Annotated in this window: 30 protein-coding genes and 1 pseudogene; 17 read left to right on the top strand and 14 right to left on the bottom strand. The window is 59.5% G+C overall.

Annotated features, from left to right (window positions below):
* The first annotated feature begins 17 nt into the window (after nucleotides 1–17).
* From cysD to AC244Q_RS04415, 4 genes are all read left to right on the top strand, one after another.
* Entirely contained in the window at nucleotides 18–971 is a 954-nt protein-coding gene (cysD, locus tag AC244Q_RS04430; protein ID WP_012756539.1) for a sulfate adenylyltransferase subunit CysD, read from the top strand.
* A 1-nt stretch (nucleotide 972) separates the two neighbouring features.
* Nucleotides 973–2469, top strand: a complete 1497-nt coding sequence (gene cysN / locus AC244Q_RS04425; protein WP_113546211.1) for a sulfate adenylyltransferase subunit CysN — start codon at nucleotides 973–975, stop codon at nucleotides 2467–2469.
* A 498-nt stretch (nucleotides 2470–2967) separates the two neighbouring features.
* Nucleotides 2968–3609, top strand: a complete 642-nt coding sequence (locus tag AC244Q_RS04420; RefSeq protein ID WP_113546212.1) for a peroxiredoxin-like family protein — start codon at nucleotides 2968–2970, stop codon at nucleotides 3607–3609.
* 303 nt (nucleotides 3610–3912) lie between these two features.
* A complete protein-coding gene (locus AC244Q_RS04415; RefSeq protein WP_162770420.1) occupies nucleotides 3913–4317 on the top strand; it encodes a GFA family protein in 405 nt (134 codons plus the stop codon).
* 94 nt (nucleotides 4318–4411) lie between these two features.
* Here the strand turns inward: AC244Q_RS04415 and AC244Q_RS04410 are convergent, their stop codons facing one another.
* Complete coding sequence (locus AC244Q_RS04410) at nucleotides 4412–4813, bottom strand: GFA family protein (RefSeq protein WP_113546213.1); 402 nt, start codon at nucleotides 4811–4813, stop codon at nucleotides 4412–4414.
* Between the two features lie 151 nt (nucleotides 4814–4964).
* Entirely contained in the window at nucleotides 4965–5831 is an 867-nt protein-coding gene (locus AC244Q_RS04405; protein WP_206641039.1) for a LysR family transcriptional regulator, read from the bottom strand.
* Between the two features lie 69 nt (nucleotides 5832–5900).
* On the opposite strand from AC244Q_RS04405, the gene AC244Q_RS04400 reads away from it, so the two are divergent.
* Together AC244Q_RS04400 and AC244Q_RS04395 are read left to right on the top strand one after the other, a co-directional pair.
* Nucleotides 5901–6875, top strand: coding sequence for a quinone oxidoreductase family protein (locus AC244Q_RS04400; RefSeq protein WP_017993337.1), 975 nt, complete (start codon nucleotides 5901–5903; stop codon nucleotides 6873–6875).
* A 263-nt stretch (nucleotides 6876–7138) separates the two neighbouring features.
* Nucleotides 7139–8092 carry an NmrA/HSCARG family protein gene (locus AC244Q_RS04395; RefSeq protein ID WP_113546215.1) on the top strand — a complete coding sequence of 318 codons (954 nt, stop codon included), beginning with the start codon at nucleotides 7139–7141 and terminating at the stop codon, nucleotides 8090–8092.
* Nucleotides 8093–8152: 60 nt separating this feature from the next.
* Here AC244Q_RS04395 and AC244Q_RS04390 read toward each other — a convergent pair whose 3' ends face one another.
* Both AC244Q_RS04390 and AC244Q_RS04385 read right to left on the bottom strand, forming a co-directional pair.
* Entirely contained in the window at nucleotides 8153–9073 is a 921-nt protein-coding gene (locus AC244Q_RS04390) for a LysR family transcriptional regulator (protein ID WP_113546216.1), read from the bottom strand.
* A gap of 109 nt (nucleotides 9074–9182) precedes the next feature.
* Nucleotides 9183–10220 carry a LacI family DNA-binding transcriptional regulator gene (locus AC244Q_RS04385; RefSeq protein WP_041935478.1) on the bottom strand — a complete coding sequence of 346 codons (1038 nt, stop codon included), beginning with the start codon at nucleotides 10218–10220 and terminating at the stop codon, nucleotides 9183–9185.
* A gap of 554 nt (nucleotides 10221–10774) precedes the next feature.
* Between AC244Q_RS04385 and AC244Q_RS04380 the strand changes: the two genes are divergently transcribed.
* Nucleotides 10775–12277, top strand: a complete 1503-nt coding sequence (locus AC244Q_RS04380) for a DegQ family serine endoprotease (protein WP_113546217.1) — start codon at nucleotides 10775–10777, stop codon at nucleotides 12275–12277.
* Between the two features lie 138 nt (nucleotides 12278–12415).
* Here AC244Q_RS04380 and AC244Q_RS04375 read toward each other — a convergent pair whose 3' ends face one another.
* Together AC244Q_RS04375 and AC244Q_RS04370 are read right to left on the bottom strand one after the other, a co-directional pair.
* The gene (locus AC244Q_RS04375; RefSeq protein ID WP_113546218.1) at nucleotides 12416–12790 is read right to left on the bottom strand and encodes a hypothetical protein; all 375 of its coding nucleotides are present in this window, start codon (nucleotides 12788–12790) and stop codon (nucleotides 12416–12418) included.
* A 72-nt stretch (nucleotides 12791–12862) separates the two neighbouring features.
* A complete protein-coding gene (locus tag AC244Q_RS04370) occupies nucleotides 12863–13267 on the bottom strand; it encodes a hypothetical protein (protein ID WP_012756527.1) in 405 nt (134 codons plus the stop codon).
* 189 nt (nucleotides 13268–13456) lie between these two features.
* On the opposite strand from AC244Q_RS04370, the gene AC244Q_RS04365 reads away from it, so the two are divergent.
* The 8 genes from AC244Q_RS04365 to AC244Q_RS04330 all read left to right on the top strand — a co-directional run bounded on the left by AC244Q_RS04365 (nucleotide 13457) and on the right by AC244Q_RS04330 (nucleotide 16856).
* Nucleotides 13457–13759 (top strand): hypothetical protein, encoded by a 303-nt coding sequence (locus AC244Q_RS04365; RefSeq protein ID WP_012756526.1) that lies wholly within the window; start codon nucleotides 13457–13459, stop codon nucleotides 13757–13759.
* 144 nt (nucleotides 13760–13903) lie between these two features.
* Nucleotides 13904–14167: a DUF1488 family protein gene (locus AC244Q_RS04360; protein ID WP_012756525.1), complete on the top strand. Its 264-nt coding sequence runs from the start codon at nucleotides 13904–13906 to the stop codon at nucleotides 14165–14167.
* Between the two features lie 81 nt (nucleotides 14168–14248).
* A complete protein-coding gene (locus tag AC244Q_RS04355) occupies nucleotides 14249–14611 on the top strand; it encodes a hypothetical protein (RefSeq protein ID WP_017993329.1) in 363 nt (120 codons plus the stop codon).
* Nucleotides 14612–14676: 65 nt separating this feature from the next.
* The gene (locus tag AC244Q_RS04350; protein ID WP_164902274.1) at nucleotides 14677–14823 is read left to right on the top strand and encodes a hypothetical protein; all 147 of its coding nucleotides are present in this window, start codon (nucleotides 14677–14679) and stop codon (nucleotides 14821–14823) included.
* 85 nt (nucleotides 14824–14908) lie between these two features.
* Nucleotides 14909–15352, top strand: a complete 444-nt coding sequence (locus AC244Q_RS04345; protein ID WP_012756522.1) for a pyridoxamine 5'-phosphate oxidase family protein — start codon at nucleotides 14909–14911, stop codon at nucleotides 15350–15352.
* A gap of 216 nt (nucleotides 15353–15568) precedes the next feature.
* Complete coding sequence (locus AC244Q_RS04340; RefSeq protein WP_017959490.1) at nucleotides 15569–15805, top strand: hypothetical protein; 237 nt, start codon at nucleotides 15569–15571, stop codon at nucleotides 15803–15805.
* Nucleotides 15806–16035: 230 nt separating this feature from the next.
* Nucleotides 16036–16218: a DUF3606 domain-containing protein gene (locus AC244Q_RS04335; protein ID WP_017993328.1), complete on the top strand. Its 183-nt coding sequence runs from the start codon at nucleotides 16036–16038 to the stop codon at nucleotides 16216–16218.
* Nucleotides 16219–16655: 437 nt separating this feature from the next.
* Nucleotides 16656–16856 carry a hypothetical protein gene (locus AC244Q_RS04330; RefSeq protein WP_113546219.1) on the top strand — a complete coding sequence of 67 codons (201 nt, stop codon included), beginning with the start codon at nucleotides 16656–16658 and terminating at the stop codon, nucleotides 16854–16856.
* Nucleotides 16857–17471: 615 nt separating this feature from the next.
* Here the strand turns inward: AC244Q_RS04330 and AC244Q_RS04325 are convergent.
* The 7 genes and pseudogenes from AC244Q_RS04325 to AC244Q_RS04295 all read right to left on the bottom strand — a co-directional run bounded on the left by AC244Q_RS04325 (nucleotide 17472) and on the right by AC244Q_RS04295 (nucleotide 21709).
* Nucleotides 17472–17657 carry a hypothetical protein gene (locus tag AC244Q_RS04325; RefSeq protein WP_003546334.1) on the bottom strand — a complete coding sequence of 62 codons (186 nt, stop codon included), beginning with the start codon at nucleotides 17655–17657 and terminating at the stop codon, nucleotides 17472–17474.
* Nucleotides 17658–17873: 216 nt separating this feature from the next.
* A pseudogene (locus tag AC244Q_RS04320) lies at nucleotides 17874–18298 on the bottom strand (DUF1515 domain-containing protein).
* Nucleotides 18299–18583: 285 nt separating this feature from the next.
* Nucleotides 18584–20425 carry an SGNH/GDSL hydrolase family protein gene (locus tag AC244Q_RS04315; RefSeq protein WP_128405881.1) on the bottom strand — a complete coding sequence of 614 codons (1842 nt, stop codon included), beginning with the start codon at nucleotides 20423–20425 and terminating at the stop codon, nucleotides 18584–18586.
* Nucleotides 20422–20634: a hypothetical protein gene (locus tag AC244Q_RS04310; protein WP_113546222.1), complete on the bottom strand. Its 213-nt coding sequence runs from the start codon at nucleotides 20632–20634 to the stop codon at nucleotides 20422–20424. Before AC244Q_RS04310 ends, AC244Q_RS04315 begins: the two co-directional genes overlap by 4 nt.
* A gap of 19 nt (nucleotides 20635–20653) precedes the next feature.
* Entirely contained in the window at nucleotides 20654–21016 is a 363-nt protein-coding gene (locus tag AC244Q_RS04305; protein ID WP_113546223.1) for a hypothetical protein, read from the bottom strand.
* The gene (locus tag AC244Q_RS04300; protein ID WP_113546224.1) at nucleotides 21016–21480 is read right to left on the bottom strand and encodes a lysozyme; all 465 of its coding nucleotides are present in this window, start codon (nucleotides 21478–21480) and stop codon (nucleotides 21016–21018) included. The genes AC244Q_RS04305 and AC244Q_RS04300 overlap by 1 nt, the downstream gene beginning before the upstream one ends.
* The gene (locus AC244Q_RS04295; RefSeq protein WP_113546225.1) at nucleotides 21455–21709 is read right to left on the bottom strand and encodes a DUF7940 domain-containing protein; all 255 of its coding nucleotides are present in this window, start codon (nucleotides 21707–21709) and stop codon (nucleotides 21455–21457) included. Before AC244Q_RS04295 ends, AC244Q_RS04300 begins: the two co-directional genes overlap by 26 nt.
* Before the next feature lie 23 nt (nucleotides 21710–21732).
* Here AC244Q_RS04295 and AC244Q_RS04290 point away from each other — a divergent pair, with 23 nt between their 5' ends.
* The gene (locus tag AC244Q_RS04290) at nucleotides 21733–22101 is read left to right on the top strand and encodes a YajG family lipoprotein (RefSeq protein ID WP_113546226.1); all 369 of its coding nucleotides are present in this window, start codon (nucleotides 21733–21735) and stop codon (nucleotides 22099–22101) included.
* A gap of 243 nt (nucleotides 22102–22344) precedes the next feature.
* Here the strand turns inward: AC244Q_RS04290 and AC244Q_RS04285 are convergent, their stop codons facing one another.
* Nucleotides 22345–22902 carry an acyltransferase gene (locus AC244Q_RS04285; protein ID WP_197728141.1) on the bottom strand — a complete coding sequence of 186 codons (558 nt, stop codon included), beginning with the start codon at nucleotides 22900–22902 and terminating at the stop codon, nucleotides 22345–22347.
* Between the two features lie 291 nt (nucleotides 22903–23193).
* Between AC244Q_RS04285 and AC244Q_RS04280 the strand changes: the two genes are divergently transcribed.
* On the top strand, nucleotides 23194–24156 hold the full coding sequence (locus AC244Q_RS04280) for an acyltransferase family protein (protein WP_113546228.1): 963 nt from the start codon (nucleotides 23194–23196) through the stop codon (nucleotides 24154–24156).
* Nucleotides 24157–24191 lie beyond the last annotated feature (35 nt).

Here is a 24191-nt window from a genome sequence, read left to right as displayed (position 1 = left end):
ATAGCCTGGAGTAAGACATGCCCGATAGCCGTCCGGATACGGAACTCAGCAATCCGCAGAGCGCCAAGGCGCCGCTCGACCCGCATCTGAAAGCGCTGGAAAACGAATCCATCCACATCTTCCGCGAGGTTGCGGCCGAATTCGAGCGTCCCGTCATGCTCTATTCGATCGGCAAGGATTCCTCGGTGCTGCTGCATCTGGCGCGCAAGGCCTTCTATCCCGGCCGCGTGCCCTTCCCGCTTTTGCATGTGAACACCGGCTGGAAATTTTCCGAGATGATCGCCTTCCGCGACGCAACCGCGAAGAAGTACGATCTCGATCTGATCGAACACATCAATCCGCGCGGCAAGGCCGAAAACATCACGCCGTTCACGCATGGATCGGCCGCCTTCACCGACATCATGAAGACCGAAGGGCTCCGCCAAGCGCTCGATGCCGGCCAGTTCGACGCCGCTTTCGGCGGTGCGCGGCGCGACGAGGAAGCCAGCCGCGCCAAGGAGCGGATCTATTCCTTCCGCACGCCCGATCATCGCTGGGATCCGCGTAACCAGCGGCCGGAACTCTGGAACATCTATAACGGCATGATCCGCAAGGGCGAGAGCGTGCGCGCCTTTCCGCTGTCGAACTGGACCGAAGTCGATATCTGGCGCTACATCCAGGCCGAGGACATTCCGCTGGTGCCGCTCTATTACGCCAAGAAGCGGCCGTTCGTGGAGCGCGACGGCATGATGATCCTGGCTGAGGATCCGCGCCTGGAACTGCTGCCCGGCGAAGTCCGCCAGGAGGGCATGATCCGCTTCCGCACCCTCGGCGACTTCCCGCTGACCGGCGCCATCCGCTCACAGGCCACCACTCTCGAAGAGGTGATTGCCGAACTCGAAATTGCAACGGTGTCCGAACGCCAGGGCCGCGCCATCGATCGCGACCAGTCCGGCTCCATGGAAAAAAAGAAGCGTGAAGGATATTTCTGAGATGACCGCAGCCCAAACCGCCGTCTCGGCCGCCACCGTCGTCAACCTGCCCGCCGCCGAGCCGCTCAAGGCCGTGCGCGATACCAGGCCGCTGCGCCTGATTACCTGCGGCAGCGTCGATGACGGCAAGTCGACCCTGATCGGCCGCCTGCTCTGGGACACCAAGGCGGTCAAGGAAGACCAGGCCGCCACGTTGCAGCGCGATTCCACCGGCAAGCAGAACGACCTCGGCCTGCCCGACTTCGCCCTGCTGCTCGACGGCCTGCAGGCCGAGCGCGAACAGGGCATCACCATCGATGTCGCCTATCGCTATTTCTCGACCGACAAGCGCTCCTTCATCGTCGCCGACACGCCCGGCCATGAGCAATATACCCGCAACATGGCGACCGGCGCCTCGACCGCCGATCTTGCCATTCTGCTGATCGATGCGCGCTTCGGCATTCTGGAGCAGACCCGCCGTCACGCGACGATCGCCTCGCTGCTCGGCATCAAGCAGTTTGTGCTTGCCATCAACAAGATCGACCTGACGGGCTACGACCGCGCCGGCTTCGACAAGATCAGCCATGACTTCCGGGAATTTGCCCTGTCGCTCGGCGTCAAGCAGATCACCGCCATTCCGATGTCGGCGCTGAAGGGCGAAAACGTCGTCTATTCCGGCCAGGCCGCCATGCCCTGGTATAGCGGCCCGACGCTGGTGGAAACGCTGGAGCTTGCCACCGTGCGCTCGTCGCAGACGGTCGGCTTCCGCCTGTCCGTCCAGCGCGTCTCGCGTCCCGGCGAAAGTTTCCGCGGCTATCAGGGCACGGTTGCCGGCGGTTCGGTCAAACCCGGCGACAGCGTCATGATCCTGCCGTCCGGCATGGTCGCCAACGTCTCGAAGATCGTCACCTTCGATCTCGTCCGTAATGCCGCCGTGGCCGGCGATGCGATCACGCTGGTGCTCGACCGCCAGGTGGACGTGGCGCGCGGCGACATGATCGTCTCGATCGACGCCCAGCCGCAGGTCGGCCTTGCCTTCGACGCGCAGATCGTCGCGCTGCAGCCCGAGGGTATCGAGCCCGGAAAACGCTATTGGCTGAAGAGCGGCAGCCGCCGCCAGCGTGTTCAGGTGCAGCCGCTCAGCCAGCTGGAGCTGAAGACCGGCGCCTGGAACGCCGCCCAGCGGCTCTACATGAACGCCATCGGCAAAGTCCGGCTCGTCTTCGACGAAGCGGCGATCTTCGACCCCTATGAGCAAAACCGGCTTTCCGGCTCCTTCATCCTGATCGATCCGGAGACCAACAACACGGTCGCCGGCGGCATGGTAACCGGCAAGCGAACGGAACTCGGCGGCCTGCACAATGGCGAAGCCCGCGTCATCCTCTCGCTTCCGGCCGACCTTGCCGAACAGATCATGGCGAGCGAGCTCTTCACCAGCCGCAGCCATGAGGCCGAGGTGCGGCGCATGACGGCAGCCGAAGCCGCCGACCTCTGGTCGAGCGCTGCAAGCGATATCTGACAGGGGATAAGGGATAAGGGGCCAGCAAGACTGGCCCCTCGCCGCAGCCGAATCCGCTGGCTGCAGAGCTGCTCAGAACCTGAGACTTTGCGATCAGGGCTCCGCATCCGCTTCCGGCCGATAGTATTGAAAAAGTCGAAAATCCGGGCTTAACGAAAAGTCGGTCAATTGGTGATTTGAGCGAATGTTGCCGCTCGATGCTGTTTCACTTCCGCTACGCGGCCTCACGCTGCTTGAACGAAATTGGCTGGTCCCCCAGCTCATTTTTTTGAGTCGGCCTCTACGGCCGCCGAAAAAACAGAGTTTGCAGAAAACGGGCTTTTTCAGTTCGCGATTCGCTGTTTTCCGCTTGCCCGCGGGCCAAAGTGGGGCCATTCTTAGATCGGATCCTGGCGGTGCGGTAAAACGAGAGCTCAGGCCTTGCAGCGCTCAATTTCGACCTAGAAGCACTTAACGTGGCGCCTTTTCTCGACTGATCCCCGAGCGAGGAGGTTGTCCATGTCCACGCTCTATGTCGACCATCCGCTACAACCGGGCGACCGGGTCCCGAACGTTGTCTTTGATGCGATCTCGCGCGAGGGGAAGATCGCACTTGATGATTTTCGTGGCCGCAGCCCATTGTTGATCGGTTTGTTTCGAGGCCTGCATTGTCCGTTCTGCCGGCGCCACGTCGCGGCCATGGCATATCTCAATCCGATGCTTCGTGAGAAAGGCGTCCAATCCCTGGCGGTGGTAAACACCCCGGTCGAACGCGCGCGGCTCTATTTCCGTTACCACCCGATACCCGATCTTCTTGCTGCTTCCGACCCGGTACGGGCTTCGCACCAAGCCTTCGGCTTACGCGAGGTCGGGATCGACACGGCCATGGCGATACGGATCGATCTTCCGGGCGAGTTGCCCGAGCCTATGGGCGTGATGGCAATGGACGAATTTCTCAACAAGAAGGAAGGATATCAGATTACGGAAGCCGATCAGCAGATGATGACTGCCGACCACGGGCAGCTTGTCGGTCAGTTCCTAATCGACCGGGAGGGCATCGTACGCTGGAGCTTCACTGAAGTTCTGGAGGCTGGGCTCCAGACATTCCAGGCACCGAATTCCCAGGCATTGATGTCGGTCGCTTCCCAAGTCGTACATTAACAACGAAAAACTCGCTCGACGACCTACCGCCCGGGTGGTGCTCACGAGGGTATCCGATAAAGTCCTGAAAGGCGTCGCCGACGATGCGACGGGGCCGATGAGGGCTCCGCTTCCGGCCCGAAGCGATCAGATGGCTTTACTCTAGACTTCGGCATTCCGCGATCTACATTTGAGCTTCTGTGGGCCTGAAATTGTATCAGGTCTCAGCCCCTTCGCATCGCCCACCCTCACCATGTGCGGTTCGGGCCTGCGCTTCACCCCCTCATTCAATGTAATTTCACCGTGCAAGCGGGAGGAGTTTCCATGGCTAATGCCCAATGCGCCTGCGGCGCTCTGAGACTGACGCTCAGCGAGCCGCCACAACTGACAGCTCTCTGCCACTGTTTGGCTTGCCAGCGCAGAACGGGTGCGCCGTTCAGCGCAAATGCTTTCTACTCGATTGCCTGTGTCGAAATATCTGGAACATCTACGGAATTCATTCGTACCGCCGAGAGCGGTCGCAAGGTTCGAATGCATTTTTGCCCAACATGCGGCTCGACCGTCTATTGGAAGGCCGATGCTGCACCGTCCTGGATCGGGGTGGCGGTCGGCTCCCTTGCCGACCCTGCCTTCGCGCCACCTGCCCTATCAGTCTTCGAACAATCGAAACATAATTGGGTGCAGCTTGACGACGAGGTAGAGCACTTTCAAGGTTCGGCGTCCGAGTGACCGGCCAGACAAGTTCTCATGGCGCATTCCGGCCTCTCTCGGCGATAAGCGGTGCCCGGCGCAGAAGGGGATGCCCAGCAGGCTTTGGCTTGGCTTAGTCCGCCTTTTCCGAAGCGATCTCATTTCCTTCGTGAAGCGCAGCTCCGACGACCGGGGCGAGCCAAGGTTCACGTCGAATGTTCCACACTTCGACCATCGGGCTGATAGCGTAAGGCGCGTCATCAAGCGTCCCCAGAAACACTTCCACGCCGCCATCGAAGAGAAAGAAGAGCCGAGAACCACAGACAGGGCAGAAAGACCTTTTATCGAAAGTGCTGATTTCGCCGGACATCTGGAATTGCCGACGATGCCAATTTGCCGTTGCGGAGAAAGCGGAGCCCGTGATCTTTCTACACGTCTTGCAGTGGCACAACCCTGACTGATAGGGCTCGCCCCAGACCTCATAACGCACTGCACCGCACAGGCATCCACCCGTTCGTATTGCTTCGACTGGCATGTTCTCCTCCCGCCTGAAGTTGTGACGACCCACTAAAGACAACAGCGGCTGAGATATCAATGACGGCAATGGGCGCAAACCTGGACTCCGCCGGGCTGCGACCAGTTCAATGGCTGCCTTTGCCCCCTGCGGCCCCGGCCAACTGAGCGGACTACTTCACGAGAGCATTCTTCAGCGCATCGACGACGACGCGGATGGAGGGGACGTCTTTGATGTCAGAATGGACAACCAGCCAGACCTCTCTTGTCAAAAGATGTTCGGTCTCAATGCGCTGGAGACCGCTGGTGTCAAGGACGGCGAAATCGGGGAGCATGACGACACCGGCGCCAAGGCTTGCGGTTGCGGCCTGAAGCTCCAGAACGGATGATCTCACGGAGATCGGCCGGCCAGCGGCGAGTTCGATTAGCCGCAGCTGTTGCGGTGAGGCGTTCATGGTTTCGTCGTAACCGATGAAGGTCCAGTTCGACGGGGAAACCGTTTCGAGATAGGTCTTTGATGCGTAGAGATGGAAGCTTGTCTCGCCGAGCTTGACGATGGCGTAATCGCCGTCCTCGGGACGCGACATGCGCACGGCGATATCGGCCTCTCGTCTGTTCAGGGAGGCGAGGCGCTTTTCTCCGACAAGCGTGATCTCAACACCCGGATGGTCTCGCCTGACGGCCGCGATCGGCTTTGCCAGCAGCACGCTTGAGAGCGCGGGAGGCGCGCTGATCCTGACATGGCCACGCAATTCCGTTGCGCTGCTGCGGCCAAGCTGCTCGATTGCCGCAGTCTGCGCCGCGACAAGAGCGGCGTGCCTGGCAACCTGCTCTCCGTCCGAGGTTAAAATGATGCGCCGTCCGCGGCGGTCGACCAGCTTGCGTCCCAGACTGGCTTCAAGCGACGAAACGCGCCGGCTGATCGTCGCGTGTTCGACGCCGAGCTGCTTTGCTGCGCCAAGCAAGGTTCCGGACTGCGCCAGCGCCAGGAAATGCCGAAGGTCGTCCCAGTCGAGTTTTGTGAATTCTTTCCCAATCATTGTGAAACAATAGGGAATTTTCACACACCACGCCATCGCCTAATTTGTGCCCATGAAGGAGCACGAGAGATGACCGACCAAATCATATGGCTGAACGCCCCCGGTGATACCGCCCAGTTCCATGTTGAGGAGCATCACCAGTGTGAACCTCCCGGTCATGGCGAGATACAAATCCGTCACGAGGCGATCGGAACCAACTTTCTCGACGTCTATCACCGCAAGGGCCTCTATCCCATGCCTTCCTATCCCTCGGTGATCGGCGCCGAGGCGGCGGGCATCGTCGACGATGTCGGTCCCGGCGTCTCCATCTTCGAAAAGGGTGACCGCGTCGCCTATGGAGGGCCTCCGGTTGGCGCCTATCGCTCCACCAGGAATATTGCCGCCGAAAGGGCGATCAAGCTTCCGGATGCCGTTTCAGCGAAAACGGCAGCGAGTTCGCTGCTCAAAGGCATGACCGCCTACATGCTGCTGAAAAAGACCTATGATGTGCGTGCAGGAACCCAGGTTCTGATCCATGCGGCTGCGGGCGGGCTCGGGAGTATCCTCGTTCGCTGGGCCAGATCGCTCGATGCCACGGTGATCGGGACGGTCGGCTCTTCCGAAAAGGCCGCACTCGCCGCATCGTATGGAGCCGATCACCTTATTGTCGGACGAGACGCCGATATCGTCGCGGACGTGAAGCGGCTGACGAACGGGCTTGGTGTCGACGTCGCCTATGACGGGATCGGCGGTGACACGCTTCTCAAAAGCATACGCTCTGTCCGCCCATTCGGCATGGCTGTCACCATCGGCCAGGCCGCCGGTGCCATTCCACCGGTGCCTGTCGAGGAACTTCGCCCGGGCAAGGCGCTCTGCCATCCGAGCATCATGGCCTGGTGCGCTGACATCGGACAGTATCGCGAGGCTGCTCTGGCTGCCGTCGGGGCGATGGAAACCGGGATCGTTTCGCAGATCGGTGCCGAATATCGTTTGGCCGATGTTGCCAAGGCGCATGAAGAGATGGAATCCGGACGCTCGGCGGGCAGTATCCTGCTGATCCCTTGAAGAGCCAGAGAAACAGCGCCGGCAGAGTCCATGGATCGCTGTCGGCGCCTTTCAGTCCTCGGTGCGGGTTTCGACGCGCTTGGCCGGCACCATTTATCCATAAAATGGCATTATGTTATGTATTTCAGATACCTACAGCCATAGAACCTGTTGAGATAGGGTCCGCCATTGCGGTGGGCACTCGGCATAGGCCGACCGCTCTCCCGCAAAATGACGCCCGGCACCGCAGTCGGCGTCAATGACAGGGAAAGGTTCAAAGCTCTATGTCTGCCCATGAAAAACCACTGATCGCGATTGTCGGCGCAACGAGCAAACAGGGGCGCAGCGTTGCCACGACGCTCCTTGACAGCCAACGTTTCCGGGTGCGCGCTTTCACCCGGAAAAAGGATTCCCCTGAAGCTTTACGTCTGGAGAAACGCGGCGCTGAAATCGTCACCGTCCCTCTCGAACTTGGCCGTCAAAAGGACCTCGTTGCCGCCTTCAAAGGCGCGGATGGCGCATTTCTGATGACGCCGCCGATCGCCCCGCCGGAGACCATCGAAACCCCTCTCGGCCGACAACTGGCGGATGCCGCCGCTGAGGCCGGCGTCGGACATATAGTTTTCAGCACGCTGGAGAATGTCGACAAGATCACCAGTGGCACGAAGTATGCGCCGCATTTTACCGACAAGGCACGCGTAGCAGACCACATTCGCGGCTTGCCGATCTCTCATTCCTTCATCATGCTGGCATTCTTTTATACGAATCTGCTCGAATATTATGTGCCGCGCATGGAGGGCGATACGCTGCTCCTGCCGGTTTATCTTCCCGAAGATTTCCGAGCGCCTTTTGTCGATCCGCTGACCGCGACCGGGCCGGCCGTCCTCGAGATTTTCTCAAATCCCGAGCGTTACAACGGCAAAACCCTGCCGATCGTTGGCGACATCATTTCTCCGAGCGAGATGATCGAAACCTTTCAGCGCGTGACCGGCCTCAAGGCCGCGTATCGAAACGCTTTCACCCGGGATGGCCTGCTGCACTATTTTCCAGAATTTGCTGCCAACGAACTTCTCGTTCGAGAGCTTCTGGGGATGGTCGAATACGCTGTCGACTACGGCTATTTCGGCAAGGAGCACGACCTTGAATGGAGCCGTCGCCTGAACCCCGACACGCTCAACTGGGAACAATATCTCAAAACGACGGGGTGGCGTGGCGATAAGCGGTCTTTCGGACGTTGAAGCATGTCGCGCAAATGTGTGCAGCGGTTTTGCAATAACGATATGCTTGAAAACAAAGACTTACGATGGCCGGATTCCCGGCAATTTGGAAACCTCGGCGACAAGAAAGTCGACGAGAAGCCGAACGCGGGCAATGGCTGCACGCTCTGGAACGATTAGCAAGCTCACCGGAACCGGTAAGGGACGATAGTCGCCAAGCACGACCTCGAGCTGGCCGTCGTCCAGAAGATCGTGGACCAACCAGAGATGTGCAGGACCAATGCCGCGACCGGCGGCAAAGGCTTCGCGCGCCGCAAGCCCGTGATCGACGCGCAGCTTGCCGCTGACGGGGATCATCAGGCTTGCGCCATCGGCAGAGGAAAGAACGAGCTGATCGCTGCCTGCCACATTGGACATCACCACGGTTTCGTAGCGCGACAGATCGGCTGGGTGCTGCGGCCGTCCGTGGGCGGACAAATAGGTCGGAGCGCCCACCAGCAGCCGATGGCTCTCTCCGAGCGCATGAAGTTTCATCGCGCTGTCGGCGAGAGGCCCAAGACGGAGTGCGACGTCGACGCCTTCGCGAACCAGGTCGATCCGCTCGTCCGTCAGGTTGAGGTCGACCCGGATGTCCGGATGCCTGTCCTGGAAATCAAAGATCAGGCGCGTGATGTGCATCACGCCGAGCGCTGCCGTACACGACAGCCGAACAGCGCCGGCGGGAGCCTGACGGGCATCTCGCGCTTCTTCGGCAGCCTGTTCGACCAGGCGCAATATCTGCAGGCAGTTGCTATAATAGCGGCTACCCTCGTCCGTAAGAGTGACGCGACGCGTGGTTCGGCTGAGAAGCGGTACGCCGACAGCCTCCTCAAGTTCATTGAGGTGCCGCGTCACGGTGGATTGACCGACACCCAGCTCTCTTGCGACCATCGACAGATTGCCGCGTTCGGCGACGCGAACGAAGGTGCGCATTCTGTCGAGAGACAGTCCCGTATTATCCATTTTTCAGCACATTGACTCTCATTCAGCCAATATAGGGATAATCTGGACTGCGCCTAGTTCAGTGGCGTTTCATTCGGCAGATCGTCTCGGTTTACCGCGTCGAGCCGCGCTAGCGCGTCGAGCCGCGCGGGATGATGGAGAAGCCGCAATCGACCTTGTCTTGGCCGGGCGGCTCGTCGCGGATGGCGCGTAGCAGCATGTCGGCGACGCGGTAGCCGATATCGTAGCGTGCAATTTGCACCGTCGTCAGCGTCGGCTGGGTGAAGGCCGAAAATTCCAGATCGTTGAAGCCGCAGATGCCGACATCCTCCGGCACGCGGATGCCGCGCACGGCGCATTCGATGAGCACGCCGAGCGCCAGATCGTCGCTTTGGGCAAAGACGGCATCGATATCCGGCACGCGCTGCAACAGGCGGGCAAACAATTCCCTGCCGAGGCCGGTGCTGCTTCCCTCATCTCCGCCAATGGCGAGATCGGGATCGAAACGGCTGGCTTCCCGCATCGCGGCCTCATAGCCTTCCTTCCGGCGACGCGAGCGAATATCCGTGCCGCGGCCGATGAAGCCGATCCTCTCATAGCCCCGCGACAGCAGGAAGCGGGTGGGTTCGGCGCCTGCCGCATGATGATCAAGGCCGACGACCAGCCGTGCCGGCTCCTGGCTGAGATCGGTGATATGGGCGATCGGACAGGTGGCGTTCTCGATCAGCGGCAGGAGATCACGATAGGATTCGGCGCCGGCAATGATGACGCCGGCCGGCTTCTGCGTCAGGAAGGATCTGAGCTCGCCGGCCTCGCCGTCGGCATGGTGGAGCGTATTGGAATATTGCACGCGGAATTCGGTGGCGCGCAAGCAATCCTCGATGCCGATCATCAGGCCGGCGAAGCCGTGCTGGTGCAAAGCGGGCGTGATGACGCCGATGATGCCGTTATGGCGACCGGCCAGCGCCCGGGCGGCAAGATTGGGGGTGTACCCCATCTCGTCTACCGTGCGCAGGATGGTCTGGCGCAGATCCTCCGAGACGATTTCAGGATTGCGAAGCGCACGCGAAATCGTGATGGGGCTGACCCCCACCTTCTTTGCCACATCGCTCAACTTCACATGCGCGCCGCGCCTGGCTTTCCGCCCCCGCTCCACTGATGCCCTCATCGCCCCTTATACGTCGCCCGCGAGACTCGCTTGCCCTCGAATCGCGGCCTTTACTTTCTGAAGAAGAAATATTTTAGAGTCTACTAACATTTTATATTCGCAACAGGATCCGGGAATATAACGTCCGGAAAGAGCAATAAGTTCGTCTGTCGGCAAATTACGGACGAATGCGGCGAACGGATCACCGCCTCCGGGAACACGTCCATTTATTTTCGAATGAAAACATCGCGGGGGACGCCAAGCGAGGCAAAATCAGGCCGGAATTTTTGAGACGCTCAAACGCTGGGTGAGCGAAGATTAGATTCCGGTCATATCTTACAAATCGGCAATATAAACATGATCAAACTTTAATTTGTAAATCCGCTTGCCGGGATCATATGAATCCCGAGCGCCAATTCTTCTCTTCCCCCCGGTCGTCGCCCCCCCGCCGACTGCGCGTTCCCAAGAGGAATTGGCGCCAAACGCCACCCGACGCCAGGTCCCAGGACATGGAACCACGACGCCATCCAAGCCAACGCTCTCGCAATGGACCACCGTCCAAGGGATCACCACCCATGTCACACATTCTCCGCAACCATCGCACCGCAGCCCTTGTCGGGGCCGCCATCATCGCCGGCGCAGCCTGCCTGCCCTTCGCCCTCAACGCCTCCAATGCCGTTGCTGCGCCTTCGGATAACGGCGGCATTCTCGCCCCCAACGGCTCCTTCGCTTCCATCGTCGATGCCGACAAGCCTGCGGTCGTCACCATCACCACGACGATGAAGGCGACCGATGTCAGCGCCGACCAGGAATCGCCGATGGACGAGCAGTTCCGCCAGTTCTTCGAGGATCAGGGCATCCCGCTGCCGCGCCAGGCGCCGCAAAAGCGGCCTTCGCAGCAGGCGATGGCGCTCGGCTCCGGCTTCATCATCAGCCGCGACGGGGTGATCGTCACCAACAACCATGTCATCGACAATGCCGTCGATATCAAGGTGACGCTGGATGACGGCACGGAACTGCCGGCCAAGCTGATCGGCACCGATCCGAAATCCGATGTCGCCGTGCTGAAGATAGAGGCGGGCAAGCCGCTGCAGACCATTGCCTGGGGCGATTCCGACAGGCTGAAGCTCGGTGACCAGATTCTCGCAATCGGCAACCCCTTCGGCATTGGCACCACGGTGACGGCAGGCATCGTCTCGGCGCGCGGCCGCGACCTGCACAGCGGGCCCTATGACGATTTCATCCAGATCGACGCGCCGATCAACCATGGCAATTCCGGCGGCCCGCTGGTTGACCGCAGCGGCAATGTCGTCGGCATCAACACCGCCATCTATTCGCCGAACGGCGGCAGTGTCGGCGTCGGTTTCGCCATTCCCTCCGACGAGGCCAAGGCGATCGTCGCCAAGCTGCAGAAGGACGGCTCGATCGATCACGGCTATCTCGGCGTGCAGATCCAGCCGGTCACCAAGGATGTCGCCGATGCCGTCGGCCTCGATAAGACCGGCGGCGCGCTGGTTGCCGCCGTCACCGCCGATACGCCGGCCGCCCATGCCGGCCTGAAGCCCGGCGATATCGTCACGTCAGTCGGCGGCGAGAGCGTCAAGACGCCGAAAGACCTGTCGCGCCTGGTCGCCGACCTTTCGCCGGGCGCGAAAAAATCCCTCAGCGTCTGGCGCGACGGCAAGACGATCGATCTCAACGTCACCGTCGGCACCAATGAGGAAGGCCAGAAACAGGCGGCGGCCGAAAGCCCCGACGCTCAAGATCAGAGCTCCGGCCAGCCGAGCCTCGGCATCGGCCTTGCCGATCTGACGCCCGATGTGCGCCAGCAGCTCAACCTGCCGCGCTCGATCAACGGTGCGGTGGTCGCCAAGGTCGCCCCGGACAAGTCAGCGGCTGCCGCCGGCATCCAGTCCGGCGATGTCATCGTCTCGGTGAATGACAGACCTGTTCATAACGCCCGCGACGTCAAGACCGCAATTGCCGATGCCGGCAAGGCCGGCCGCAAGTCGGTGCTGCTGCTCGTCGAACGCGATGGCAACAAGACCTTTGTCGCCGTGCCGTTTGGGGCGGCGTGACGGTCGCCCGAGCTTTGCTGCAAACAGGAAAGCCTGCCTGACGCGGGCTTTTCGACCGATCTGGCGGAAAGGCCTTGAAGGCAAGCACCGCCCACTCGGCAAAATCAATAGGGCGCTGTCCGTCCCTCTATTTCCTGCTCAGGGAGATTTCAGCTTCGTTGTCTTTGCGCGCAGGCGGGATTTGCCTTTTTGGCGGTTTGCCTCTTGCTGCTCTACCGCATGGGAGTGGCTGCGTTGCGCGGCCTCCAATTGCTGCCGCGTCGGGAGATCATGGTCGTAGGTGGAAGCGCTGAATGCCGTCGCGTTATCGAATGGACCTTTGTGTGGACGCGCCAGACCATAGGCTTGGTTATCGGCGCTATCGATCCCCTCCTCCGCTGACGATGACCGCGCTTGACGAGCCTGCGTTATCAGATCGTCTGCAGTCGGGCTTAAGGTTGTGATTTTCCGCAAGAAGGCGATGATTTTGCTCTTCCCGGCCCTGTCCTTTCGATTGGCATGGATCGCGGACATGTCTTCTTCCTTGTTCGTCATGTTATCGGGACGATCGATCCGGGGGCGCTGGCGACATCGCAGCAGGCCTGTTCACGGGATCTCGAGCAATCGTTCAGGCAGCCTGGTTTTGGGAAAGCGGTAAGCTGGCGGCCGCAGCGATGCGTCCGCACGCCCGGACGCCGTATACCGCGCGATCCGATAGGCTTTCACCGGGGCGCCGCCGTCATCCTGCCATCGGGCAAAGGAGCCGTCCTCCGTCGCCTGCGGAAGCGGGCCGGAACTCAACTGAGTGGCGAGATACATTTTCAGCGCCGATTTTAACGCGGCCTCATCGACGATCCCCATTTGGAAACAATGAATGAGGAAACTTGTGGCGGTGATCTCACCCTCATCGGCCGCATGGGTTTCGCCGCCGCGAAATCCGACCTTTCGCAGAATACGATCCAGCATTCTCAAATTGTCGATATCGAAAAACTGATCTGATGTGGAAGACATGGCGTCCTCCTTCGTTGGGGCTAGGGTTCACTGGCGCCAGATTACTGTCGCGCCCCAAGCAGCGGTGCCCGTATCGTGCCCGCCGATAAATTAGCTTGCGCTTATTGCCAGCTGACCGCAACCTCATTCGGCGGTAGCCATTGATAATGGCGGGGCGGAACCCATTTTAGAGAGAGGAGGATACGCATCATGCAGTTCAACGGTGAAGCGACCCTCACAAAGCCGTCGGCACTGGCGGTTTCGGAACGGCGTGCGCTCATAGATCACCTCAGAGAGGTGATCGCAGGCCTGGCTCACGGGCTGGCCGCCGACGGATTGCTGGACCTTGTGCCGCCTCTGCTTGAGATAAACAAAGTCCTCCGCGATATGACGGACGAAATTTCGCGTGCGGATCCGGTCTATTCCGACGGGATCATCACTGGTACCGTGCGCTTGATCAAGACGTCGCAGGCTTTGCTTGATGACCGGGTCATCGTGCAGACGATCCATTAAGACCTGCCGACAGTCGGGTATGGCGGCAGGCTGAATGCCAACCATTGGCATCAAGATGCCCGTTCCGGCCAGCCGTGCATCGACAATCACGCCGGGTCCGAAGTCCGCACAGCGGCTCCCGCCCACTTCCAAGGATCAACCGCAATGGCACTTATCTTTCCCAACAGAAGCCGCAGCTTCGATGAAGCGCGAAAAGGTGTCCGCTTCACCGGCTATGACGGCATGTTCGAAGTCAGGTTTCTGGTCGAAGAGGCAGCGCTTGGCAGCGCGATCACCCAGAACTCCTCCGAGGCCGCCTATCTCAATGCCTTTGATGCGGCGCGCTCTGCCATTCAGGAGGCCGCATCGAGAGCCTATCAGCATCGACGCGGAAACAACTTCACGCTCACGGCCGCAGATTTTCGCTGATCGCGAGAAGGAGCGTGCGGCCGGTGAACTGAAACGGCCACCATCCTGCTACTGCCGGATGAGACAGGGGAAGCAAAGCATATGGTTTCCACACGATACCGCCCGAAAGACCTGAAGTTGGCGCGTCGCCATATCGTGAAGGCGGCGCATCGCGTTGCCGATCAGGAAATGCTGATCAAGAAACTATTGCGCAAAGGTAGACCCTCCGGATCGGCCTATGCGCTGCTCAGCAGGCTCTACGACGATCAACGGCGGAAGCTCGATCGGCTGAAACTGATCGAAGCGATGGTTGAGGTAGAAGGGCAATTGTGTGTGGACGTGCCCAGCAATCCTGGCCCCTCCGCGCCGCCCTTTGCGATCGTGCACAGCAGCGGGATCTCTCTACCGGACCGGCAACCCGCCACGCCTTGCAGCGCAGATGTTTGGCGCCCATATCTGGTGTAGTGGCAGCTTGTGAACGGGCGCTGCTTCCCGGGGTTGTTACCCGGCCCCAACTAAAGGAGGGCATGATGTCTTCCACGGTAAACATCCATTCGTGGAAACGCCTGGCTCAGCATATCGGCAGGCTCCGGTACATCGACTTTCTCGTGAAATCGACACCAGCAATCTGTCTGGCCTTTATCGTCTATATCATCTTCGAGGATGTCTTCTGGTAGGCGCTGCAAGACTGTTGCGGCGAGCCAAGACGCTATGCTGCCGATCAAATGAAGGGCTGAAACGCTGACGGAATTGGATAAAGCGATGCAACTGCGAGAAATGGGTCAACAAGACTGCCTCGCCTTTCTGGCAGGCCACACCCGTGGCCACCTGGCATGCCTGGGCGAAAAATATCCCTATATCGTTCCCATTCAGTATGCCTATGAAAAAGACCGGCTTTTCATATTTTCCATGCCGGGCCTGAAGATTGATCTATTGCGGGCCCATTCACCGGCCTGCGTTCAGGTTGAAGAATTCGGCGAAAACCGAACGTGGAAGAGCGTGCTTGTTCAGGGCACCTATGATGAGCTGACCGATACGCCGGCCCGGCATGACGAACGCCTCCACGCCTGGTCTCTCCTGCAGAAGCAACCATTCTGGTGGGAACCCGGATCGCTTGCCTTAAACTCGGAAAGCGAAGACGGCCCTGCTCCATCCATATTCTTCGGTATTTCGATTGAGATGGTATCGGGGAGGCAAGTAGTTTAACATGCGGGCGTTCAGACTCGCCGCGCCTTAATCCTTGATTGGCAAGGGTGCGCTGCTGCATGATATATGGAACTCCAGACAGACACCTCCAGCTAAACGCTGTCCGATACCAGCCTTTCCCATAGGGGCGCGGATTGCTTGATGCATCCTACCAAACGTGGCGAGCTGAAACGCAGCACTGCGTTCAATGCCACGCGACCACTCATAGGGAAAACGATGACAGACGCACCTGAGAATGAAGCGCTTTTCAATATCACCGGACACTATGTGCAGGAATTGAAGGCCGTTCTTCAAAGCGAGAGCATTGTCGAAGGCACCGACTACGAAAACAGCGCCTTTAACGAAAAACGACGGAACGAAGGACTGCACCTGCTGCGATTCCACAAGACCGGCACGGCAGCGCAGGCAACGCAGATCTGGGAAAAACATATGACGGCCCGAGCGCATCGATAAAACGGCACGAAGCCAATTCTTCGACCGATGCCGGCTTGGCTCGTTCCGAAGCCGATAGAGCATGATGCCGAAAAGTGTGAGCGGTTTTCGGACGACACCATGCTCTCGCTCTTTAATTGAGACCAGGATTCAGATTTTAGGCCGACCCGGCCTAAATTATCCTGTTCCAGTGCTGACGCGCGGCGACATGAACTGATGTCCGGCGCAACATTGCCTTGAAAGGAAAAATCATGACCAACGACACAACCAAAAAGGCCCAGCCCGCCAAAGCGGCCGTGGCTGACGCCCCCTACGACGTCATCTATTTCGCGAAGAAACACCGCATTTCCAACGAGGATGCCAAGGACATCATCGAAAAGCACGGCGCCAATCGCAAAGAGGCGGACAAGGCGGGCCGGCGTATCAGCGTCTAATGCATGTCGCGCAAAAGTGTACAGCGGTTTTGCGACAACGACATGCGTAAAAACAAAGACTTAGGGCCAAGAGCGAATCTGAAAGATCGCGACGCGCTTTAGGGCAGAAAATAGCCTGCAGGCGTTCAAATCCTAAAGTCTTTATTTGATGCATGTCCTTGCCCCAAAACCGCTGTACGGTTTTGGGCGAGATGCAGCAGCCTCTATAGCCTTTGCATCTGCTAGCGATGCCACGATGCAACAGCAACGGACGAATTAACCCTACTGGCTTACCTTAATATCAGCATGCGCTTGAATACGTCGGCTCCTATGCCATCGTAGCGTCACGATAAGACTTCTGGTTCGTGAAGCAGCTCGCCGGAACCGTGGCCCGCCTTTCCGGGGAGAGGCCGGCTTTCCTTTACAGGGGCCGAGCTCAATCAAATGGAGGGTGTGCCATGAACAACGTCTTGGAATTTCGTCCAAAATGCCCGCATGCCGAAAGCCTGTCCGACTGCCGGGAAGCCCTAGAACCTGCCGTGATGAAGATCGTCAGCGACGCCATCGGCAGGGGATACACGGCAGCGGAAGCCGCCATGGTGGTTGCCGACATCGCCGATGACTACATCCTCATGCTCTCGCGGCAACCACGCCATTGATAGGTGTTTCGGGCGCGCGGCTGTACCTTCTTGAGCCATCGCAGGTGCTGGGCTCGGCACGGATCGCTGCGTCTTTGCAGGTTTGGATCTTCCAATAGGCCATGTGACGGCCGACAAGAATGGCTTCGCCCGCTGCCGAGAGCCGGGAGCAAAGCCCTTCCGTGAGACGCTTGCATCAAGTGGACCGCGCAGCAACTGCAGGGGTAGCAGTGGTACAGGAGACGAGACCTGCCGCGCGATCCGCCGGCAAAACCCCTGATGTTGCCGGAAGTTCCCCGGCAGAAATGTGACGCCACGATCCCGGAAATTCCGCCTGGGGATCATCGACAACCTGCCCGGGCACGTTGCGACCGTCACACCGATAAGCTCCCGCCGGGCGAAAACCGACAGGCACATCACAACGCCAACGAAAAACCCCGCCGGAGCGGGGCTTTCAGCAGGTCCAAGTGGAGCAAGCCGAACATTCGGCCGACGTTTTAAACAAAATCGATCATTTCAAAATCCGGCAAAAGCACCTCTTTCGCGAGCGTTCACGGCGCTGCTCTGTTCCGCTCAATCTTTGAATCATTGTCGTAATGTGGCGTGTAATGGCCACTTGCGACGTGACCACCCCGCCTAACGCCACCTTGGCTGGCGGGGCGGAGCATTGGCCTGGATTTCATGCAGCGGCGCCCGCGACCCGAGAAGTTTCTTCAGCTTCTTCTCCTCCGCAGGGCCGATGCCGAATTTGCGGCAATGCTCCGCAACATCGTGCTCTCGCGGGCCGGGAATGCGAACTTGGCGGTTGCTCATACTCTTCATGTCTGTTTCCTCCTGAGAGGAAAACCAGCAAGGTGCGGATTTGTTCGTTAGCGAAGTCTAAAATTTAGGGTTTTGTTTTGCGTCGGTTTACAGCGAGTGAGAAACGGCGGTCTGCTGGCGCCAGGCGCTCGCAACGAGATCAATGGGTTTCTGCCTTCCTAAACGTAGCCCTGAAGAGCGCCTGTCTTCCTCTCCAAGGATTACAGATCGAGCCGATCAATTGATCTTCAACCAATGCCGAAGTGCCGCCACCGCGCCATCGCTCGCATAGGCAATGGTGCCGCCGATCGTCAGTCCGGCAAAGGCAATCAACCCGGATATCCCGTAGCCGATCGTCTTCATCCGTTTCCACTCTTCAAGCGCCGGCCCCACCGCCTCCTGGTTCTTCTCGTCTCCTTGAGGGTTCTGATTTCCTCGCGGATCAGCGCATCCGCGCCGCCGCTGATCGCCACCCTGGTATCGAGCTGTGCGATCTGCCCGGCCTGTTCGTCGAGCCGCTTATGGATCACGGCACGGCTGTCGTGGGCGTTGGCCTTTTCGTCGCTGACCTCGTTGCGCAGAAGCGCGACGTTTTCTTCGATGCCGGTCAGCCTGCCCTCGACGCGCCCGAGGGCGCGAAGGATATCGTCGTTGGATGTCATCTCTATCGGTGCTCTGTCGTGGGTTGGAACGTTTTCAGCCTAGGGATGTTGAGTCTTCGGATTCGCGAAGAGGCGTATGCATGCCGCAAAACAGCTCGATAGATCTGACGCGAGGCGCCCATGAGAATGCTATTGATGATCATCATCGGGGTAATGGTCGCGTCGATCCTGAGCATCCTGGTGATCAAGCCGTTCGATCAAGGCGGCAAGAGCGAAACGCCCCCGCCGGTCATCCAGCAGCCGGAGCCGAAGTGACGATGTCGAAGGGCTCTTCGTTGGCTCCGCCTATGGATTGAATTTCACCTTCTCGGATTGGGGAATGCCGGTGGCGACGCGGTCGATCACGGCGCCGTAGGGATGAACGCCATCCGGCGTGACGCTCGGGCGGACGATGGAGCCGACCGGCAGCACCGTGGAGCGCGGGATCGAAATGGTGATCGTATTGCCGGAGATGCTGCCGATCGACGTGGTCGACAGGCGGGCAAGGCCATCCGGCCCGGCATAGGTGCTGATCTCCTGCTCCGGCCCGAAGATGCTGGCATCCGCCACTTCGATCGTCGTGTAGGTCGCAACTCCGTCCGTGCCCGACTGCACGGTCACCACCGTGCTCGACAGCTCCAGCATACCGGGCCAGACGCCATCCCTTTCACCGGAGACCCAGGCCGCGTAAGTGTCGATCGCGTCGTCGCAGCAGGCCGAGGTCTTCGCCAGGATATCGGCGCGCAGCCGCCATTTACCCGAAGCATCCGTACTGTCCGCCGGCCAGGTGTTGTTGGCCGAAAAGCTCTGGTACGAGGCCCTGAGATAGAGGTCGTTGGCGGCGATCGTGCCGGTCGCCGGCGATGTCGCCGATCCGGCGAAATTATAGGTGAAGCTGTTCGGCCCGGTGACCGTGATCACCACATTGCCGTTATACTCCGTCTGCGTAGCGCCGGAGATCGACACCGTCTGGCCGGTCGTAAGCCCATTGATGCCCGAGGCGATCGTTGCCGTGACGACGGTGCCGATCGATGTCAGGGTGACCGTGCGGGTGGATACGGTGCGGCCGAGCGGCGGCAAGGCGACGATTTTGACGCCGGGGTAGCGCGCCCGAAGCCTGGTGATCAAGCTTCTGTAATTGGTGTTGAAGAACTGCGTGTAGGTGGCCGCCGTATCGTTCTGCCCCATCTGGTTGGCGATGACGGTGAACGGCTTCTTGTTGTTGTTGAAGGCGGTGATTTCGTCCAGAACGGCCCAGCGCCGGGTCGCGATCGCAGCCCCGGTGCCGGTGAGTTCGCGCACCGAACCGTTTCCCGGCATGCCGATCATCAGATGCGGAATGCGGCCGATGCCGCCATCCCTGTCGAGCCAGCGGCGAAACCAGCCGAGATTGCCGCGCGCATCGGCAGCCGCGGAAAACTGCTGGCGCGCTTCACCCAGGCTGTCGACGACAGCAAGTGCGACCGGCCTTCCATCCCAATCGCCCTTGGCGACCATGAAGTCAGACCCATAATATTGTGGCTGGGTGACGGTCGCGTAGTTGGAGTCGAGTGCGGCCGTGCTGTCGGCAAGCGGGGTGTCCTTGAAGGCGAGCAGCGTGGCGAGATCGCCGGCACCCCAGACGCGCTCGCCGCGGTGCTTCTGGATGCGATAGACCGGCCAGATCTTCTCGCCGACGGCGGTATGATAAAACAGCCAGATTTCGATTTCGCTTTCCGAGGCGACATCGGGAATGGTCAGTTCGTCCGTCCAGGCGCCATTCGTCTGATCCGCGACCGTCACCGTGTTCAAGCCGGCGAAGGTGCATTGGTAGAAGACGCCGGCCGCCCTGATGAACATCGCATCGGCAACGACGGAATTGCCCGGCGTGCCGATCGTGCCGGTAACGACCGTTTCCTGCGGCGCGTTTCCACCTTCCGTCGAGGCAAAGCCCGAGAGGTGAAAGCGGAAGGTCCTGGTCTTGTACTGCGGCGTGTTGACGACGACCTTGGTGCAGACATAATTCGTGCCGGATGCAGCGGTGACGATACCGCCTGATGGCATGCGGTTGCGGGTCGCGAAGAACATATAGCGGTCAGGGTCTCCGCCGGCTCCGCCTCCACCGCTCAGCATCGGGTTCGTCAGGGCAAGCGAAATGGCATTCATCATCGGCGTGTTCCATATCTGCTGGTGAGGTCGTCATAGAATTGAATGGTGCGCCCCTGGCGGGCGTTGGCGCGATCGAGCGCCTGGCGCTCGCGGGCGAGGATGGCGATCACGGGCTCGCCTTCGACAACCGGCGCATGGACTTCCTGCCTGCGGAGATCGTCGGGCAACGGCGGCAGAGTGATGCCGGCCGCCGCCTGCCCCTTCGTCACCGCCGCCTTGTTCAGGCGCTCAGTGGCGGAGCAGCCACTGACGATCAGCAGCAGTGACAGCGCAAGCGCGGTTCTTTTGCGAAAGCTGAAGCTCATAGGATTGGATCTCGGTTTCGAGTGTGTCTCTGGCGGCCTGCTCGGCGGCTTCCGCGGCCGCAAGGCGCTTGCGGTGCTCTTCGCCGGCCTCAGCCGCGGCGTTGCGCTGGCGTTCCATCTCGGCGGCCTGGGCCTCGGCTGCGCTCTTCTCGGCAACAAGGACATAGCCGGCGCGCGCCTGCCTCGCCGCCGAGGGGTAGCCGATCGAAACGGCATAGAGGTGATAGAGCATCAGGCCACCGGCGAGGCCGGTGCCCATCTTGAGCGTGTCGAGGAGCCCGAACATCAGATGCCCTCGAGGCAGAACTGACGCTCTTTCTGCCGGCGCCGGGTCAAGCCGGGAAAGACGATGCCGGCGGCGCGGTTCCACTTCAACAGCGCCTCGCAGCCCTCGGCCGTCCTGCCCTGGTTGATGAGCTTGACCGTGCTCGAACCGCAAGCCGCCTTGACGCCGACATTATAGGCAAAGGAGGTCAGCGCCACGAAGCGCGCATCCGGCAGGGCGACGCGCACGCAGCTTTCGACGCCGCTCGCATAGGTCTTGAGCTCCAACGCCAAGAGCGCCTTGCACTGCTCCACCGTCTTGCGGTCCCCCGGCTTGACGCCATTGGTGCTGCCATAGCAGATCGTCCACGGCTTCCCCTGCGTCGCCGGATCGGGATAGGCATTCTGGCGCAACCCCTCGAACGATCCGACGAGCGCCACGGCCATGGCCGCGGCGGCACTACCCTTCTGCAGGCGGTTTGCCATTCAGGTCTCCTGAGATTTTCTGCTGGACGAAGATGCGCGCGATGATCGCCGCAACGGCCAAGAGGCCTGTGATCGCCGACATGGCGAGCTGGATGTAGATGTTGCGCGACACCCAGGTGGCGGCGACGAAGGTGTAGACGGGCTCGATGATGATGAAGAGCAGCGCCAGCGCCATCAGCCGCACCGACCAGGCACGCTTCAGCACCTCGCGCCAGTTATGGACGAGCATGGGTGGGCTCCGGATTGTAGTTGATGGCCGATGAGGCGCGCTTGTTTCTGAATTTCTTCCTGATCTACAACCGATTTGGGGAAGGAGACCCGTTCATGCAGGCAAAGGCTCTTGTACTGGTATTATCGGTTGCGCTGGCAGGGTGCCAGACGCAGAGCGGTGACATCGAGGTAGCCCCCCCGGTCCCCGGAGCGGACCACGCTCTGCAAATGAGCAACACACCCGACGTCGGGTACAATCCGGACGACAAAGAAGACCGCGAACGCCATGCACTTAATTATCTGAGGACGCGATGCCCTGCAGGTCGCATCATTAAGGAATCTGTGATCGAGACCAGCACATCCGATCTGGGTCGCCCTGCCCGGACCTACATGCTTTACGTGAAATGCTAGCTGGCTGAAATTTCAATGACGCTTGGTCGTGTCCCGTCGAACGAAAAGGGACACTAAATGCTGTTGATTACGACTCTTGGACGAATGGCGGTCGCCATCCGTGAGACCAGGCGCAGGAAGGGGCCAAACCTAAAAACCGCGTGACGCGACTGCATCGATAAAATCCAGGCCGCGTATGATGCACTCAATACAAAGCGGGACGCGGTACGTGAAATTCGACCCCGCTTACAATCCGGATCCGGTTTAGGTGCGGTATTTGACGACTTTCGCTGGCGAACCGACGGCGATCGCATAATCGGGAATATCAGCCGTGACGACGGAATTTGCTCCGATCACGGCACCGGTTCCTATCGTGACGTTCATCAGTATTTTGGCACCCGCGCCAATCCAGACGTCATCACCAATTTCGACAAAACCGATTTCGGCCTTCTGAAGCCTGATCGGTACGTCGCGCCTCATACCGTGACCGTGATCGATGATCTGGACATCCGAACCGATCAGCACATCATTGCCGATGGATATGCGGTTCTTGGCAGTGATGATGTTCCTGCGCCCGATGACGGTGTTGTTTCCAATAAATACCTTCGGCTCAGGCATCGTGAGCTGGAAGAACGAATAGTCTTGGATCGTGACATTGCTGCCGACCTCAAGAACGGCGTGCTTCACCATCCGGAACTCGGCGCTGCGCTTGACAACCAAATTCGCGCCGGCGCGGCTGAAGTAGCGAAATCGCTTGTAGGCACTAACGAGACGCTGAAGGATTCCTCCGCGATTCCGGTACGACGCTTTATCGGCTGCCATGATTTCCTCCGAGTTCGGAGGTCATTAGCTCACGCCGTCAGTTATTGCCAGAGATCGCGTGTGCATATCCCCGCTAGAAGCTCGGGGCGAGGTTGGTAAATGGGTTGCTTAGGTACTAGTTTGCGTGGGTTAGCCCAGCTTGAGCACCGTTGGCGCCAATTCCCTGAGGAGCAGCGACGAGGTCGCGATTCCAGGCAAATTCGATGTCGACTGCTAAATAAATATCAGTACCGATAGGTACACTAATGGTTGTCTGTTGCTAAAGTTTTCGCTTCGCGGTTATTTCGCGAGATGCGATCACTTCCGAGTTCAAACAGAATCGAAGGCCTTGATACCGTCAGAGCAATTGCCGCTCTGTCCGTTGTATTCGCGCATTTGCTTGGCCCTTCAATGCCTGGTATTTCACGCTACATCTTCACGGGCCACCCTGCCGTCATCGCTTTCTTTGTGATCTCAGGATTTTGCATCCACTTCCCGTTCCGAGCGGCGGAATTGTCTACTGTAACCTTTCTGAAGAGGCGGTACGTCCGGATCATGATTCCAACCGCCGTGGCGCTCGTTCTCGCGCAGTGGGTCGGCATCCGCGCCTATAATCCATTGGACGGCTATATCTTGTGGTCCGTGGTTTGCGAGGTCATTTACTATTCGCTCTACCCGCTGTTCCTTCCCATTTCGCGGAAAGTTGGGTGGCCGGCGATGATCGCCGTCTCCGTCATCGTCTCCTACGCCATCGTTATCGGTTTAGGCTCTGATGAATATGGCAGTGCGCAGAAATACGGGCCATCTTTGAACTGGCTCGTTTCCCTGCCCGCGTGGCTCATGGGTTGCTATCTGGCGCAGACATATCGACGCGGCGTGTTTGTTGGCAACGTCTGGCTTTGGAGGATCGCTACGGCAGCTACTGCATCCATCCTCTATTGGGCGACCATCAATACCCCTGCCGGCTTTTACCTGACGATGGTTCCCTTCGGGGTGCTGGCTTGTGGATGGATCATTTCGGAGACTTCGAACGCCGAGCGCGGCAACGCTGTTGCGGTTCTGGAGAAAGTGGGAGAGGCCTGTTTCTCCATTTACCTGATGCATGTCATTGCTGCGACAGTAATTGAGCGATTAGGAGTTGCCAGCCCGGTCCTTGTTTGTGCTGGCTCCCTTCTGATGATCGCCCCATTCTACTACTTCGTGGAAAAGCCCGCTCACGAACTTTCCCGGAGTATCGGAAGGCGATCGATCGCTAAGACGCTCAATTCACCGTAAGCTATAATTGCGCTGCGACTGCGAAAAAGTCGTCG

This window comes from Rhizobium sp. CB2179, assembly GCF_057653455.1.
This window is presented reverse-complemented; position numbering and strand designations above follow the sequence as displayed.